General features: G+C 66.1%; 14 protein-coding genes. 7 read left to right on the top strand and 7 right to left on the bottom strand.

Annotation, left to right across the window (positions count from 1 at the left end; genetic code table 11):
* The first annotated feature begins 197 nt into the window (after positions 1–197).
* Positions 198–920 carry a VIT family protein gene (locus RT309_RS08550; protein ID WP_313356447.1) on the top strand — a complete coding sequence of 241 codons (723 nt, stop codon included), beginning with the start codon at positions 198–200 and terminating at the stop codon, positions 918–920.
* Positions 921–990: 70 nt separating this feature from the next.
* On the opposite strand, the gene RT309_RS08545 is transcribed toward RT309_RS08550, so the two are convergent.
* The 7 genes from RT309_RS08545 to dnaA form a co-directional block, all read right to left on the bottom strand.
* The gene (locus tag RT309_RS08545; protein ID WP_101188886.1) at positions 991–1,395 is read right to left on the bottom strand and encodes a DUF3566 domain-containing protein; all 405 of its coding nucleotides are present in this window, start codon (positions 1,393–1,395) and stop codon (positions 991–993) included.
* 20 nt (positions 1,396–1,415) lie between these two features.
* Positions 1,416–3,974 (bottom strand): DNA gyrase subunit A, encoded by a 2,559-nt coding sequence (gyrA, locus tag RT309_RS08540; protein ID WP_313356446.1) that lies wholly within the window; start codon positions 3,972–3,974, stop codon positions 1,416–1,418.
* Between the two features lie 71 nt (positions 3,975–4,045).
* Complete coding sequence (gene gyrB / locus RT309_RS08535; protein WP_313356448.1) at positions 4,046–6,061, bottom strand: DNA topoisomerase (ATP-hydrolyzing) subunit B; 2,016 nt, start codon at positions 6,059–6,061, stop codon at positions 4,046–4,048.
* 149 nt (positions 6,062–6,210) lie between these two features.
* Positions 6,211–6,717 (bottom strand): DciA family protein, encoded by a 507-nt coding sequence (locus RT309_RS08530; RefSeq protein ID WP_313356445.1) that lies wholly within the window; start codon positions 6,715–6,717, stop codon positions 6,211–6,213.
* Entirely contained in the window at positions 6,701–7,882 is a 1,182-nt protein-coding gene (recF, locus tag RT309_RS08525) for a DNA replication/repair protein RecF (protein WP_313356444.1), read from the bottom strand. Before recF ends, RT309_RS08530 begins: the two co-directional genes overlap by 17 nt.
* Positions 7,883–7,927: 45 nt before the next feature.
* Positions 7,928–9,070: a DNA polymerase III subunit beta gene (gene dnaN / locus RT309_RS08520; protein WP_313356443.1), complete on the bottom strand. Its 1,143-nt coding sequence runs from the start codon at positions 9,068–9,070 to the stop codon at positions 7,928–7,930.
* A 417-nt stretch (positions 9,071–9,487) separates the two neighbouring features.
* Positions 9,488–10,882: a chromosomal replication initiator protein DnaA gene (gene dnaA / locus RT309_RS08515; RefSeq protein ID WP_313356442.1), complete on the bottom strand. Its 1,395-nt coding sequence runs from the start codon at positions 10,880–10,882 to the stop codon at positions 9,488–9,490.
* Positions 10,883–11,227: 345 nt separating this feature from the next.
* Between dnaA and rpmH the strand changes: the two genes are divergently transcribed.
* From rpmH to rsmG, 6 genes are all read left to right on the top strand, one after another.
* On the top strand, positions 11,228–11,365 hold the full coding sequence (rpmH, locus tag RT309_RS08510; protein WP_022879826.1) for a 50S ribosomal protein L34: 138 nt from the start codon (positions 11,228–11,230) through the stop codon (positions 11,363–11,365).
* 7 nt (positions 11,366–11,372) lie between these two features.
* A complete protein-coding gene (gene rnpA, locus RT309_RS08505; protein WP_313356441.1) occupies positions 11,373–11,723 on the top strand; it encodes a ribonuclease P protein component in 351 nt (116 codons plus the stop codon).
* Positions 11,720–12,070, top strand: a complete 351-nt coding sequence (gene yidD, locus RT309_RS08500; protein ID WP_313356440.1) for a membrane protein insertion efficiency factor YidD — start codon at positions 11,720–11,722, stop codon at positions 12,068–12,070. The genes rnpA and yidD overlap by 4 nt, the downstream gene beginning before the upstream one ends.
* A 3-nt stretch (positions 12,071–12,073) precedes the next feature.
* Positions 12,074–13,138 (top strand): membrane protein insertase YidC, encoded by a 1,065-nt coding sequence (yidC, locus tag RT309_RS08495; protein ID WP_313356439.1) that lies wholly within the window; start codon positions 12,074–12,076, stop codon positions 13,136–13,138.
* Positions 13,138–13,623, top strand: coding sequence for a R3H domain-containing nucleic acid-binding protein (locus RT309_RS08490; RefSeq protein ID WP_313356438.1), 486 nt, complete (start codon positions 13,138–13,140; stop codon positions 13,621–13,623). The genes yidC and RT309_RS08490 overlap by 1 nt, the downstream gene beginning before the upstream one ends.
* A gap of 146 nt (positions 13,624–13,769) precedes the next feature.
* Positions 13,770–14,396: a 16S rRNA (guanine(527)-N(7))-methyltransferase RsmG gene (gene rsmG, locus RT309_RS08485; RefSeq protein WP_313356437.1), complete on the top strand. Its 627-nt coding sequence runs from the start codon at positions 13,770–13,772 to the stop codon at positions 14,394–14,396.
* The last annotated feature ends 339 nt before the right edge of the window (positions 14,397–14,735 follow it).

Raw genomic sequence — 14,735 nt, 5'->3', positions numbered from 1 at the left:
CGAGTCGCCGCGGGTGCGGGCGCCGTCGGCGGCGCGATGTGCGCGGCCTCGGAGCGAGGCGGTGCCGGGGGAGTCGGATTCGTGGTCATGACTCAAAGCTACGGTTCCCCGGAGTATCCCGACACGGAGCCAGCCAGACATCCGCATTCCGGTTTTCCCTACCCGCCGCCCCACCTGCGGCGTGGTTCACTGACTGCATGAGCGCATCCGACGCAACGCACGCCGACGAGCCGCATTCAAGCGGAACGGGGCAGCGACTGAACTGGCTGCGCGCCGGGGTGCTCGGCGCGAACGACGGGATCGTCTCCGTGGCGTCTCTCGTCGTCGGCGTCGCGGGTGCGACCACCGACAATGCGGCGCTGCTCGTCGCCGGTCTCGCGGGACTGGTGGGCGGTGCGATCTCGATGGCCCTGGGGGAGTACGTCTCGGTGAGCAGCCAGCGCGACACCGAGCGCGCGCTGATCGAGAAGGAGCGCGAAGAGCTGCGCACCATGCCATCGGAGGAGCTGGCCGAGCTCGCCGACCTGTACCGGCAGCGCGGGCTCAGTGAGCAGACCGCTCAGCAGGTGGCGATCGAGCTCACCGAGCACGACGCGCTCGCCGCGCACCTCGAAGTCGAGCTCGGCATCGATCAGCACGACCTGGTCAACCCGTGGCATGCCGCGCTGTCGTCGGCGATCTCGTTCACGATCGGGGCGCTGCTGCCCCTTCTGGCCATCCTGCTGCCGCCGCCCGGATGGCGGGTGCCCGTCACCTTCGCCGCGGTGCTGCTCGCCCTGGCCGCCACGGGTGTGATCTCGGCGCGGGTGGGCGGTGCGTCACCGGGGCGGGCGTCACTGAGACTCGTCGTCGGCGGCGCGATCGCCCTGCTCGTCACCTGGCTGATCGGCACCCTGCTCGGCACCACCGGCGTGGTGTGATCGCCCGGACGCCCGGAATGCGAGAAGACCCCCGGGCCACGAACGGGCCGGGGGTCTTCTCGCAGAGAGATCAGTTCGACATGAATCCGACGAGCAGCCCGCCGGTCACCTTCACCGCCAGGTTGTAGATTCCTGCGATGACCGCGCCGAGCACGGTGAAGACGATGAGGTTCAGGATCGAGACGACCGCTCCGAAGGCCATGATCTGCGGCAGCCCGATCAGGCTCGACAGGTCGATGGCTCCGTCGGTCAGGGTGTCGAGGATCTTGCCGACCTGCGCGATGACGTTCGTCGCCTGCAGCACGAGGTACACCAGGAAGAACGAGACCATCGTGACGATCGCCAGCGCCACCGCTCCGAGGAACGACAGCTTCACAGCTGACCAGAAGTCGACGTAGACCAGGCGCAGGCGCACCTGCTTGCCCCCGGTCTTGCGCGTGGACTTCTTCGCCAGCTTGTCAGCGACTGTACTCATCTATCGGTGCTCTCTTCGGATCAGGCTTCGGGGGTGTCAGCGGGTGGCGTGGCGGGCTCGGAGACCTCGATCTCGCCGAGAGACTCGTCATCCTCCTCGATGCCGCGCTCGCTGTTGCGGGCGACGGCGAGGATGCGGTCGTCACCGGACATGCGGGCGAACACGACTCCCATCGTGTCCCGACCCTTCGCCGGCACCTCGGCCACGGCAGAGCGTACCACCTTGCCGCTGGAGAGAACCACCAAGACCTCGTCGTCCTCGGAGACGATGAGACCACCCGCGAGAACGCCCCGTTCGTCGCTCAGCTTGGCCACCTTGATGCCCGTTCCGCCACGCTTCTGCACCTTGTATTCGGCGACCGTCGTGCGCTTCGCGTACCCGCCGTCGGTGACGGTGAAGACGAACGAGTCGTCGTGCACGACGGATGCCGAGAGCAGGCAGTCCTCGTCATCCTTGAACTTCATCCCGCGCACGCCCTCGGTGGCGCGGCCCATCGGACGCAGCGCCTCGTCGGTCGCGTGGAAGCGCACCGACATGCCCTTCGCGCTGATGAGCAGGATGTCGTCGTCGGAGTTGACCAGCTTCGCGCTGACCAGCTCGTCGGTCTCACGCAGACGGATGGCGATGACGCCGCCCTGGCGGTTGGTGTCGTAGTCGCCGAGGCGGGTCTTCTTCACCAGACCGCTGCGGGTGGCGAGCACCAGGTAGTCCTTCGCCTGGTAGTCGCTGATGGCGAGCACCTGTGCGATCTTCTCGTCGGGCTGCAGGGCGAGCAGGTTCGCCACGTGCTGACCCTTCGCATCGCGTCCCGCCTCGGGCACCTCGTACGTCTTGGTGCGGTAGACGCGCCCCTTGTCGGTGAAGAAGAGCAGCCAGTGGTGCGTGGTGGTGACGAAGAAGTGCTCGACGAGATCGTCGGCCCGCAGCTGCGCGCCCTTGACTCCCTTGCCGCCGCGGTGCTGCGAGCGGTAGTTGTCGCTGCGGGTGCGCTTGATGTATCCCTCGCGGGTGACGGTGACGACCATCTCCTCGACGGGGATGAGGTCTTCCATCGACATGTCGCCGTCGAAGCCGTGCAGGATGTGCGTGCGACGCTCGTCGCCGAAGCGGTCGACGATCTCGGTGAGCTCGGTGCGCACGATGTCACGCTGACGCGCCTCGGTCGCGATGATCTCCTTGTAATCCGCGATCTTCACCTCGAGCTCGGTCGCCTCGTCGATGATCTTCTGCCGCTCGAGGGCCGCGAGGCGGCGCAGCTGCATCTGCAGGATCGCCTCGGCCTGGTCATCGTCGATGTCGAGCAGCGTCCTCAGACCCTCACGCGCCTCGTCGACGGTGGGCGAGCGGCGGATCAGGGCGATGACCTCGTCGAGCGCGTCGAGCGCCTTCAGATAACCGAGCAGGATGTGCATGCGCGCCTGCGCCTTGCGCAGCCGGAAGCCGGTGCGGCGCACGATGACGTCGAGCTGGTGATCGAGCCAGTGCGTGATGAATCCGTCGATGCCGAGCGTGCGGGGCACGCCGTCGACGATCGCCAGCATGTTCGCGCCGAAGTTCTCCTGCAGCTGGGTGTGCTTGTAGAGGTTGTTCAGCACGACCTTCGCCACCGCGTCGCGCTTGAGCACGACGACGAGGCGCTGACCGGTGCGGTCGGAGGACTCGTCGCGGATGTCGGCGATGCCGGTGATCTTGCCGTCGCGAGCCAGGTCGCCGATCTTCACCGCGAGGTTGTCGGGGTTCACCTGGTAAGGGAGCTCGGTGATCACGAGGCAGGTGCGGCCCTGGATCTCCTCGACCTCGACGATCGCGCGCATGGTGATCGAGCCGCGGCCGGTGCGGTAGGCCTCGTGGATGCCCTTGGTGCCGAGGATCTGCGCGCCGGTCGGGAAGTCGGGGCCCGGAACCCGCTGGATGAGACCTTCGAGCAGCTCTTCACGGGGGAGGTGCGGGTTCTCGAGCGCCCACAGTGCCGCGGCCGACACCTCGCGCAGGTTGTGCGGCGGGATGTTGGTCGCCATGCCGACCGCGATGCCGATCGAGCCGTTGACGAGCAGGTTCGGGAACCGCGCCGGCAGCACGTCGGGCTCCTGCGTCTGCCCGTCGTAGTTCGGCGAGAAGTCGACGGTGTCCTCTTCGATGTCGCGCACCATGTCGAGCGCGAGCGGGGCCATCTTCGTCTCGGTGTATCGCGGGGCGGCGGCGCCCATGTTGCCGGGGGAGCCGAAGTTGCCCTGGCCGAGCGCGAGCGGGTATCGCAGCGACCACGGCTGCACGAGGCGCACGAGAGTGTCGTAGATCGCGGTGTCACCGTGCGGGTGGTACTGACCCATCACCTCGCCGACGACGCGCGCGCACTTCGAGAACGACTTGTCGGGGCGGAAGCCGCCGTCGTACATGCCGTACAGCACGCGACGGTGGACGGGCTTGAGTCCGTCGCGCACGTCGGGCAGCGCACGGCCGACGATGACCGCCATCGCGTAGTCGAGGTACGACCGCTGCATCTCGGACTGCAGGTCGACCTGGTTGATGCGGCCGTGCTCGTGGCCCGCGGTGATGTCGGGGCGTTCTTCGTCAGTCATGTTCTTTCCTGGGTTGCTGAGCTTGTCGAAGCATCCGGGACCCCGTCGACGTGCTCAGGGGCCCAGCCGGGTCAGATGTCGAGGAAGCGGACGTCCTTGGCGTTGCGCTGGATGAACGTGCGTCGCGACTCGACGTCCTCACCCATCAGCACGCTGAAGATCTCGTCCGCCGCGGCGGCGTCGTCGATGGTGATCTGGCGGAGGGTGCGGGTGGTGTGATCCATCGTCGTCTCCCACAGCTCCTTGGCGTTCATCTCGCCCAGACCCTTGTAGCGCTGCACTCCGGCATCCTTCGGCAGACGCTTGCCGTTCTCGGCTCCGTGGGCGAGCAGCGCATCGCGCTCGGCGTCGGAGTACACGTACTCGTGCGGCGAGTTCGACCACTTCAGTCGGTACAGCGGGGGCATCGCGAGGTACACGAAACCGGCTTCGATGAGCCCGCGCATGTAGCGGAACAGCAGCGTGAGCAGCAGGGTGGTGATGTGCTGGCCGTCGACATCGGCATCCGCCATCAGCACGATCTTGTGGTAGCGGGCCTTCGCGATGTCGAAATCCTCGCCGATGCCCGTGCCGAAGGCCTGGATCATCGCCTGGACCTCGCGGTTGCCGAGTGCCTTGTCGAGTCGCGCGCGCTCGACGTTGAGGATCTTGCCGCGCAGCGCCAGGATCGCCTGGGTGTGCGGGTCGCGTCCCTGAACCGCCGAGCCGCCGGCCGAGTCTCCCTCGACGAGGAAGATCTCGCTGATCGACGGGTCCTTGCTCGTGCAGTCCTTGAGCTTGTCGGGCATCGCGGCCGACTCGAACACGCTCTTTCGGCGGGCGGTCTCGCGGGCCTTGCGGGCGGCGAGGCGGGCGGTCGCGGCATCGATCGCCTTGCGGATGATGTTCTTCGCCTGCTGCGGGTTGCGGTCGAACCAGTCGCCCAGCTGATCGTTCACGATCTTCTGCGTGAACGCCTTCGCCTCGGTGTTGCCGAGCTTGGTCTTCGTCTGGCCCTCGAACTGCGGCTCGCCGAGCTTGATCGAGATCACGGCCGTGAGGCCCTCGCGGACGTCGTCTCCGGAGAGGTTCTCGTCCTTCTCCTTGAGCAGATTGTTCGCCCGGGCATACCGGTTGACGAGGCTGGTCAGCGCGGCACGGAAGCCCTCTTCGTGCGTGCCGCCCTCGTGCGTGTTGATCGTGTTGGCGTAGGTGAACACGTTCTCGGTGTACGACGTGGTCCACTGCATCGCCAGCTCGAGCGAGATCTTGCGCTCGGTGTCCTCCGACTCGAACGCGATGATCTCCTCATTGACGACCTCGGCCTTGCGCACCTTGTTGAGGTACTCGACGTAGTCGACCAGACCGCGCTCGTACAGGAACACATCGCCCGGCTGGCGGGTGACGACGGTGCCGTCGACCTCGTCTTCGAGAGCGGATGCCGGACGCTCGTCGCGCAGCGCGATGCGCAGCCCCTTGTTCAGGAACGCCATCTGCTGGAAGCGGGTGCGCAGCGTGTCGTAGTCGAAGTCGACCGACTCGGTGAAGATCTCGGGATCCGGCCAGAACGTGATGGTCGTGCCGGTCTCATCCGTCGGCTCGCCCTTCTCGAGCTGCTGCTGCGGAACGCCGCCGTCGGCGAACCGGTGCCGCCAGACGAAGCCCTTCTGCCTGACCTCGACATCGAAGCGGGTCGAGAGCGCGTTGACCACCGACGAGCCGACGCCGTGCAGACCGCCCGAGACGGCGTAGGCGCCGCCGCCGAACTTGCCGCCCGCGTGCAGGATCGTGAGCACGACCTCGACCGTCGACTTGCTGGGGTCGGACGAGTGCGGATCGACGGGGATGCCGCGGCCGTTGTCGACCACGCGCACCGCACCGTCTTCGAGAATGGTGACCTCGATGTTGTCGGCATGACCGGCCAGAGCCTCGTCAACCGAGTTGTCGACGATCTCGTACACGAGGTGGTGCAGACCGCGCGGCCCGGTGGAGCCGATGTACATGCCGGGCCGTTTGCGGACGGCTTCCAGTCCCTCCAGGATCTGGATCTGGTCGGCCCCGTAGTCGCCGGAGACCTTCGAGGAGCTGTTCTCGGTCGCTGCGTTCATCGAAGCGTCATCGGCGTTCTCTTCAGGCGTCATCAGAAATGGTTCTCCACATCGAAAGTAATACCCATTCTAGTGGGTTGCGAGGGCCGACATGCGCCTCAAACGCCGTGTGATCGCTTCTGAGCGCTTGAGGGTGCGGGCGTGGTGTCCTACCCGTAGGTATCCCGTGGGCCCCGCCCGGGCACAACCCGCGGACCCCATTTCCACGACGGCACGTCCGGCCCGATGAAGCGGATGTTCTGCACGCCGGCGTCGGGATAGCGGGTGGTGATCTCGGTCATGATGACCCCCCGCATGAACTGCAGGTTCTTCGCCCACGCGGTCGAATCGCACTTCACGGTGAGCACCCCGCGCTCGAGAGACACCGGCTCGGAGTGCTTCGCCGTGTCGGCGCCGGCGAGTTCGGCCCACTGCCTGACGAGATCCTCGGCGGCGAGGGTCTTCTCCCACCCCGAATCCTTCGTGAGCTTCGCCAGCACATCGCCGAGCATGCCGGGATCGCGCCCCTTGGTGAACGGCGCGTTGTCGTCATCGACCTCGATGCGCTTCCGGCGCTTCCAGTTCTTCGCGCTCGGCTTGAGCCCGCGCAGGCGCAGGTAGGTCGCGATCGTCTCGGGAGGCTGCGGCCCTTCGACCGGCTCAGGGACCCGGGTCATCGGCATCCTCCCTCTCATCGCTGATCGTGCCGGCGCTGATCCGCACGACATGACGGTGCAGCGGCTCGGGGATGTCGGCCTCGACCGCCGCCGTCACGATCACCTGCTCGTATCCCGCGGTCAGCGCCGCGAGGCGCTGACGGCGGTCGGCATCCAGCTCGGCGAAGACGTCGTCGAGGATCAGCACCGGGTCGCCGGCCGGGGACTCGGCTCGCAGCAGCTCGGCGGATGCGAGACGCAGAGCCAGCGCGACCGACCACGATTCGCCGTGGGAGGCGTACCCCTTCACCGGCAGATCGCGCACCCGCAGGATGAGATCGTCGCGGTGCGGACCGACGAGGGTGAGACCGCGGTCGATCTCCTTGCTGCGCTTGGCCTGCAGCGCCGAGCGGAACTGGTCGGCGATCTCGCCGCGCGGATCGACGCCCGCGTCGACCTCGTCGTCGGACTCGTCTTCGGGAACCGCCCCGCGCACCGACAGGGCCCATTCGAGCTGCGGACGGTGGTCCGCACCCGCGATGGCCGCATAGGCATCGGCCACCGGACCCTGCAGGTCGGCGGCGAGCCGGAGCCGTGCGTGGATGATCTCCGAGCCCAGGGCGATGAGCTTGTCGTCCCACACATCCAGGGTCGAAAGCCCCTCGCCGCGCACCCCGCGGGCGCGCGCCGACTTCAGCAGGGCCGTGCGCTGGCGCAGCACCCGCTCATAGTCGGCGATCACACCGGCCATGCGCGGGATGCGCTGAATCAGCATCTGATCAGCGAATCTTCGGCGTGACGACGGGTCGCCGCGCACGATCTGCAGGTCTTCCGGGGCGAACAGCACCACGTGCGCATAGCGGGGCAGCTCGTTCACCTTCGACGGGGACCCGTTGATGCGGGCCTTGTTCGAGCCCTGCCTGTTCAGCTGCACCTCGACGAGCACCTTGCGCTCTCCGTGCGCGAGACGCGCCCGGATGACGGCGAAGTCCTTCCCGTCCCTCACCAGCGGGGCGTCAGACGACACCCGATGCGAGCCCAGGGTGGCGAGGAAGACGATCGCCTCGGCGAGATTCGTCTTGCCCTGGCCATTGCTGCCGACCAGCACGTTCGGACCGCGGTGCAGAGCCAGATCAGCGGTCGCGTAATTGCGGAAATCGACCAGGTTCAGGTGCTCCACAATCACCGCTTCAGCCTACCTTCGGGCCCCGACATCGGCCCCTGCAGAACCTCAGCGCAGCAGGAGGTTCGGCTGCAGCAGGTACTTGAACGAATCGAGTCCGGCCTGGTCGACCGAGGTCTGACTCGTGATGAGCACCGGGCTGAGCTTGTTCGCGTTGTCGCTCGACGTGAATGTGACACGGGTGAACTCGCTGCGAACCGCGCCGAGAGCCTCGAGCAGGTACTGCGGGTTGAGACCCAGGGTCACCTCGTCGCCGCCGTTCAGGTGCGCGTCGACCGACTCGGATGCCCGTGCCTGCTCGCTGCCCGAGGCATCCATCGTCACTCCGTCGGCGCCGAACGTGAACCGCAGCGGTGCCGAGCGGTCGAGCACCAGCGCGACGCGACGGACCGCCTCGATCAGCTCCGCCGTGTTGACCACCGCGTAGTGGTCGGTCTGCTCGGGGAAGAGCCGGCGCACGGGCGGGAAATTTCCCTTGATCAGCAGAGAAGTGACGGTCTTGTTGCCGGCGGTGAAGGCGATGATCTCGCGATCCCCCGCGCCCGAGAACGCGACCTCGATGGTGCCCGCATGAGCGAAGGTCTTGCCGACCTCGGTCAGGGTGCGCGCCGGGACCAGCGCGGACTGCTCGGCGACCTCGCCGTCCCACGGCACGTCGCGCAGCGACACGCGATAGCGGTCGGTGGCGACCAGGCTGAGGTTGTGATCCGCGACTTCGAGCTGCACGCCGGTGAGCACCGGGGTGACGTCGTCGCGCGATGCGGCGAAGGCCACCTGCGCGATCGCGGTCGCGAAGTCCTCGGCCGGGACGACACCGGTCGATCCGGTGACCTCGGGGATCGAGGGATATTCCTCGACAGGCATGGCTGCAAGGGTGAAGCGCGCCGATCCGCAGGTGACGGCGATCCCGCCGTCACCCTCGACGGCGATCTCGATCGGCGCGTTGGGCAGGCGGCTCGCGATGTCGGAGAGCAGACGTCCGTGCACGAGGATCGTGCCGGGTTCGTCGACCGTCGCCTCGATCGTCGTGCGGGCTGAGGCTTCGTAGTCGAATGCCGAGAGGGTCAGTCCCTCACCGGATGCTTCGATCAGCACTCCGGCGAGGATCGGCTGCGGATTGCGCTGCGGGAGCAGCTTGACGACGAAGGACACAGCCTCGCTGAACACATCGCGGTTGACCTGGAACCTCACGGGCGCTCCCTCGTTGCCTCGGCTCACTGCAGTGGGCGCACTGCAGGCGATCCCATGCTAGCCGCAGGAGACGAGCGCTCCACCACCCGGATTGCGAGATCGGCGCCGGTTCGTCCACATCCGTCTGGTCATCGGATGAGCCCTCTCCAGATGGAATTCTCTTAACGGTGTTAACAACTGTGGATTCTGTGGATAACTCGGTGGATATCAGCGGGGAGTAGGAAACTACACACGTGTCACATGTGGAATCCCTGAGGAATCCGCGGGATACGGAGGTGTGAGCCTCTCGAGCGTCGACGCCCGTTATCCACAGGTGGGTGGTGGCGGAGGCATCCGGACGCGCGAGTTTCCACAAGTTATCCACAGGCCCTGCGGAGAACCATCGCGATTTCCGGTGGGATCAGGCGTGTCGCACGATCAGCGACGGCTGATCTGGGTGGTGATCTCGGTGACCTGGTTGTATAGCGATCGACGCTGCTTCATGAGCTCGCTGATCTTCTTGCAGGCGTACATGACCGTGGTGTGATCGCGGTTGCCGAAGAGCTGACCGATCTTCGGCAGTGACAGGCTCGTGCGCTCACGGCACAGGTACATGGCGATCTGGCGTGCGGTCGCGATCTGCTGCGAACGGCTCGATCCGTACAGGTCGTCGACCGTCAGCTTGAAGTAGGCCGCCGTCGCCGTGATGATGTCGGTCGGCGAGATGATGTTGTCTTCGGTGGTGTCGACGATGTCGCGCAGCACCGTCTGGGCCAGTGAGATGTCGAGCATCGAGCGGTTCAGGCTCGCGAACGCCGAGACCCGGATGAGGGCGCCCTCGAGCTCGCGGATGTTCGACGAGACGACGGTCGCGATGTATTCGAGCACCTCATCGGGGATGTGCAGCGACTCGCTCTGCGCCTTCTTGCGGAGGATCGCGATGCGGGTCTCGAGATCGGGCGCCTGCACGTCGGTGATCAGGCCCCACTCGAAGCGGCTGCGCATGCGGTCTTCGAACCCGGTGAGCAGCTTGGGAGCCACGTCGCTGGTGATCACGACCTGCTTGTTGTGATCGTGCAGCTGGTTGAAGGTGTGGAAGAACGCCTCCTGGGTCTCGGCACGACCCTGCAGGAACTGGATGTCGTCGATGAGCAGGATGTCGACCTCGCGGTACCGGCTCTGGAATGCGGCGCCGCGGTTGTTGGCGATCGAGTTGATGAAGTCGTTGGTGAACTCCTCGCTCGAGACGTATCTGACCTTCACACCGGCATAGAGCGACTGCGCGTAATCCCCGATCGCATGCAGCAGGTGGGTCTTGCCCAGTCCGGAATCGCCGTAGATGAACAGCGGGTTGTACGCCTTCGCCGGGGCTTCGGCGACCGCGACCGCGGCGGCGTGGGCGAAGCGATTCGACTGTCCGATGACGAAGTTGTCGAAGGTGTACTTGGGATTCAGGCGTGATTCGTGCCGCAGGGGAGCAGGCTGCTGCTCCATCGGGGATTCGACGCGCATCGGTTCGGCGATCGCGAAATCCGAGACGGCGATCGGGGCGGTCGGCTGGTCGACGAGTTCGTGGTTCACGACCGTTCGGTACGAGGTGACCTCGTCGCCGATCGCCGAGAGCGCCTCCATCATGGGCACTCGCAGCCGCTTGTTGATCTGCGCGGCGGTGAGGTCGTTGGGCACGTCCAGGTACAGCACGCCGCCCATGATCCCGGCCGGCACGACCAGGCTCAGGAAGCCGTGCAGCTGCGGACTGACTCGATCGTCGCCGGCGAGTCGCTCGAGCAGGGTTGACCAGATGGGCACATCGGGATGGGCGGCAGAGGTCATGGTGCTCCGGGCGAAGTTGTGGAAAACGCGCCGTAAAGCGTGATCTCCCCCTGTGGATAACGTCGGATGCCACGGTAGTCATCGGTGGGGTTAACAGCAAGCCGCCCGCGGAAACACGCGGGTGTGTCGCGTGAGAGCGAGATCTTCACAGTTGTGGATAATGGGTGTGCGCAACTCGACGGTCATGGCACCGCGATCGGATGCGTCAGGCCATGGCATCCGGACGCGGATTTGCCCTGCGTGGCGGCAGGTCGTACCCTTAATCGGTTGACTTATGCCATTTTAGGCAGTACCCCCCCGTCTCCGGTTGATTCGACCCGGTGACACCATTCCCGGAGTGATTCCATGAGCAAGCGCACTTTCCAGCCCAACAACCGTCGTCGCGCCAAGAAGCACGGCTTCCGCGCCCGCATGCGCACCCGCGCCGGCCGCGCCATCCTGTCGGCTCGCCGCGCGAAGGGCCGCACCGAGCTCTCGGCCTGACCGCCCAGTGCTCGCCCGGCCGAATCGACTGACTCGCGGTGTCGACTACCGACAGGTGGTCCGCCGGGGAACGCGATGCGGCGGACCACGCCTGATCACCTCGGTGCTCGTCGGCGCGGAGCAGCGGGCACCCCGGTTCGGGTTCATCATCAGCAAGCAGGTAGGAACCGCCGTGGTTCGCAACACCGTTCGCCGACGCCTCAAGGCAGTGTGCGCGGAGTTCATCGACATGGTTCCTGAGGGCACGGATGTCGTCATCCGTGCCCTTCCTGCATCCGCCGACGCGGATTTCTCCTCCCTTCGCACCGACGTCGAGCGCTGCCTGCGTCGCGTTCTCGTCGGATCGGCGCCGGCATGAGTGCGCTGCCCTCCTACGCCTTCGGAACGGCGCGGTTCCGGGCATCCGATCTGCTGCGCGGCATCCTGCTTCTGCCCCGCAATCTCGTTCTCGCATTTCTTGCGCTGTACCGCGCGGTGATCTCCCCGCTCTATGGGGATGTGTGCAGGTATTACCCGTCCTGTTCCGCGTACGCTGTAGGAGCGGTTCAGCAGAACGGCGCCGTGTGGGGAGCAGTGCTCTCGGCCTGGCGCATCCTGCGTTGCAATCCGTGGAGCGCGGGCGGCGTCGACGACGTCAAGCCCCACGCTCGTTTCCGATACGACCTGACCCCGCGCGGGTTCGTCGTACCCGCTCGAAAGGACTGAACAGTGGGTCTTGACCTCCTGCTCGCGAACTCACCCTCGCCTGACCCGAACGCCGGCGGTTTCGACCTGTTCGGCGTCATCCTGTGGCCCCTGAAGTGGGCCGTCGAGCTCATCCTGGTGGCGTGGCACTGGCTGCTCACGGCGATGGGCATGGCACCGGCCGAGGGCATCACGTGGGTGCTGTCGATCGTCGGGCTGGTGATCGTCGTCCGCGCCGCCGTGTTCCCGCTGTTCGTGAAGCAGATCAAGAGCCAGCGCAAGATGATGGAAATCGCTCCTGAACTGCGAAAAGTTCAGGAGAAGTACCGCGGGAAGAAGGATCAGCTCTCTCGTGAGGCGATGAGCCGCGAGACCATGGCGCTGTACAAGAAGCACGGCACGACGCCGATGTCGAGCTGTCTTCCGCTTCTCGTGCAGATGCCGATCTTCTTCGCTCTGTTCAGCGTGCTGCGCGATGTGGGCATGCACGCCCAGGCGGGCATGGGCGGTGTCGGTCTGCTGAACACGGAGCTGACCAGGGAGTTCTACGACGCCAAGCTCTTCGGCACGGTGTCGCTGCACGAGACTCTCGGCGACGCCTGGAATTCGGGAAACACCCCGGCGATCATCCTGCTGGCGATTCTCGTGGTGCTGATGATCGTGTCGCAGTTCTTCACCCAGCTGCAGATCATCTCGAAGAACCTGTCGCCCGAGGCCAAGACCGGCCAGGCGTACCAGATGCAGAAGATCATGCTGTATGTGCTGCCGCTCGGCTTCATCTTCTCGGGTGTGTTCTTCCCGCTGGGTGTGGTCATGTACTGGTTCGTGTCGAACCTGTGGACCATGGCGCAGCAGTTCCTCGTCATCCGTGAGATGCCGACCCCTGGGTCCGAGGCGGCGAAGGCTCGCGAAGAGCGCCTGGCACGCAAGGGCAAGGCGGTCAACGCGCAGGGCAAGGTCGTCCCGATGTCCGTGTACGAGGCAGAGGAGCGGCGCAAGTTCGAGGAGCTCGAGAAGGCGAAGGCCGAGACTCCCAAGCGCGAGCAGCCGATGAGCAAGAAGCGTGCGAAGAAGAAGGGCTCCAACTGATGACTGACGACGTGAAGACCGACCCCTCGCTCGAGGAGCTCGAGCACGAAGGCGACGTCGCCGCGGACTTCATCGAAGAGCTGCTCGACATCGCCGACATCGATGGCGACCTGAACCTCGATGTGCGCCAGGGGCGCGCGTACGTGTCCGTCGAGGCGGAGGGCGACGGCCTGTCGGTGCTGTCCGAGCCCGACACCGTGCAGGCGCTGCAGGAGATCACGCGACTGGCCGTGCAGAGTCGGACCGGTACGTTCTCACGGCTGATCCTCGACATCGGAGGATCTCGCGATACCCGCCGGCGTCAGCTGGAGCAGCTGGTGGATGCCGCGGTCGCCAAGCTCGAGGCGGGTGCGACCCAGGCGTCTCTGCCGTCGATGTCGAGCTATGAGCGCAAGCTGGTGCACGACATCGTCTCGGAACGTGGCCTCACGTCGGAGTCGTACGGCGACGGTGCTGACCGGCACACGGTGATCTCCCGCGCCTGATGTTTCACGTGGAACGTGGGGACACGCTCCCGGTCGTTGCCCCCGGTCGGTGAGCGGGCGCAGCGAGTCGAGACGCCCTCACAGCAGATCCGCGCGGGCATCAACGCCCCCTTCCCGCACCTCCCCCGATTTCTAGGATCCTCTTCATGACCACCCCCGACGTCGAGTCCGAACCCGCGGTCGCAGCGGAGCTGTTCGGTGATCGCATCGACCTGGCGCGCCGATTCACGGCGTCGCTCGTGGCCGAGGGTGAGCTGCGTGGCTTGATCGGTCCCCTCGAATTGCCGCGCATCTGGACACGTCACATCCTGAACTCGGCCATCGCCGCGCCGCTCTTCTCGGGGTCGGTCGCGGATGTCGGTTCCGGAGCGGGGCTCCCCGGTCTCGTTCTGGCGGTCAGCCGCCCCGACGTGCAGTGGACGTTGATTGAGCCGATGGAGCGACGTGTCACCTGGTTGAACGAGCAGGTGGACGCTCTGGGCCTGGATAACGTGCGAGTGATGCGAGCGCGGGCCGAAGATGTGGGTCTTGAGTTCGACGTCGTCACGGCTCGTGCGGTGAGTGCGATGCGCACGCTCGTCCCGATCACTGCTCCGCTGGTCAGAGACGGTGGCGAGCTGATCCTGCTGAAGGGGCACAACGTGCCCGCCGAGATCGAATCGGCGCAGAAGGTGCTGAAGAAGCACAAGGTGACGGATGTCTCCGTCCAGGTGCTGGGGGAGGACTTCCTGTCCGAGCCCACTCGCGTCGTCCGCGCCCGCGTCCGCGCCTGACCCCCGCGATCGATGAGCGAGCGGAGCGGTTCCGCCGCGAAAGTAGGCTCGCACACCTCGCCGCCACGCGGGCGATGCGTTTCACGTGAAACGCCCGCGTCTCCCGGTCGTTGAGCGAGCGCAGCGAGCCGAAACGCACCGCACCTGTTGCCCGAACCGGCCCTGTGCTTACGCCGGCGATGCGTTTCACGTGAACGCCTCCATGCCTCGGTCGTTGAGCAGCGAAGCGAGTCGAAATGGGTTTCAGGTGAAACGCCCGCGTCCCCCGGTCGTTGAGCGAGCGCAGCGAGTCGAAACGCACCGCACCTGTTGCCCGAACCGGCCCTGTGCTTACGCCGG

It is taken from the genome of Microbacterium sp., from assembly GCF_032084865.1.
In the GTDB taxonomy this organism is placed as follows: Bacteria; Actinomycetota; Actinomycetes; order Actinomycetales; family Microbacteriaceae; genus Microbacterium.
The sequence above is the reverse complement of the archived record's forward strand: the minus strand, read 5'-3'. Positions and strand labels throughout refer to the sequence as shown.

Coding starts and splice junctions, on each gene's coding strand:
- RT309_RS08550 (WP_313356447.1), top strand. CDS start 198: ATGAGCGCATCCGACGCAACGCACGCCGACGAGCCGCATTCAAGCGGA.
- RT309_RS08545 (WP_101188886.1), bottom strand. CDS start 1,395: ATGAGTACAGTCGCTGACAAGCTGGCGAAGAAGTCCACGCGCAAGACC.
- gyrA (WP_313356446.1), bottom strand. CDS start 3,974: ATGACTGACGAAGAACGCCCCGACATCACCGCGGGCCACGAGCACGGC.
- gyrB (WP_313356448.1), bottom strand. CDS start 6,061: ATGAACGCAGCGACCGAGAACAGCTCCTCGAAGGTCTCCGGCGACTAC.
- RT309_RS08530 (WP_313356445.1), bottom strand. CDS start 6,717: ATGACCCGGGTCCCTGAGCCGGTCGAAGGGCCGCAGCCTCCCGAGACG.
- dnaA (WP_313356442.1), bottom strand. CDS start 10,882: ATGACCTCTGCCGCCCATCCCGATGTGCCCATCTGGTCAACCCTGCTC.
- rpmH (WP_022879826.1), top strand. CDS start 11,228: ATGAGCAAGCGCACTTTCCAGCCCAACAACCGTCGTCGCGCCAAGAAG.
- yidD (WP_313356440.1), top strand. CDS start 11,720: ATGAGTGCGCTGCCCTCCTACGCCTTCGGAACGGCGCGGTTCCGGGCA.
- RT309_RS08490 (WP_313356438.1), top strand. CDS start 13,138: ATGACTGACGACGTGAAGACCGACCCCTCGCTCGAGGAGCTCGAGCAC.
- rsmG (WP_313356437.1), top strand. CDS start 13,770: ATGACCACCCCCGACGTCGAGTCCGAACCCGCGGTCGCAGCGGAGCTG.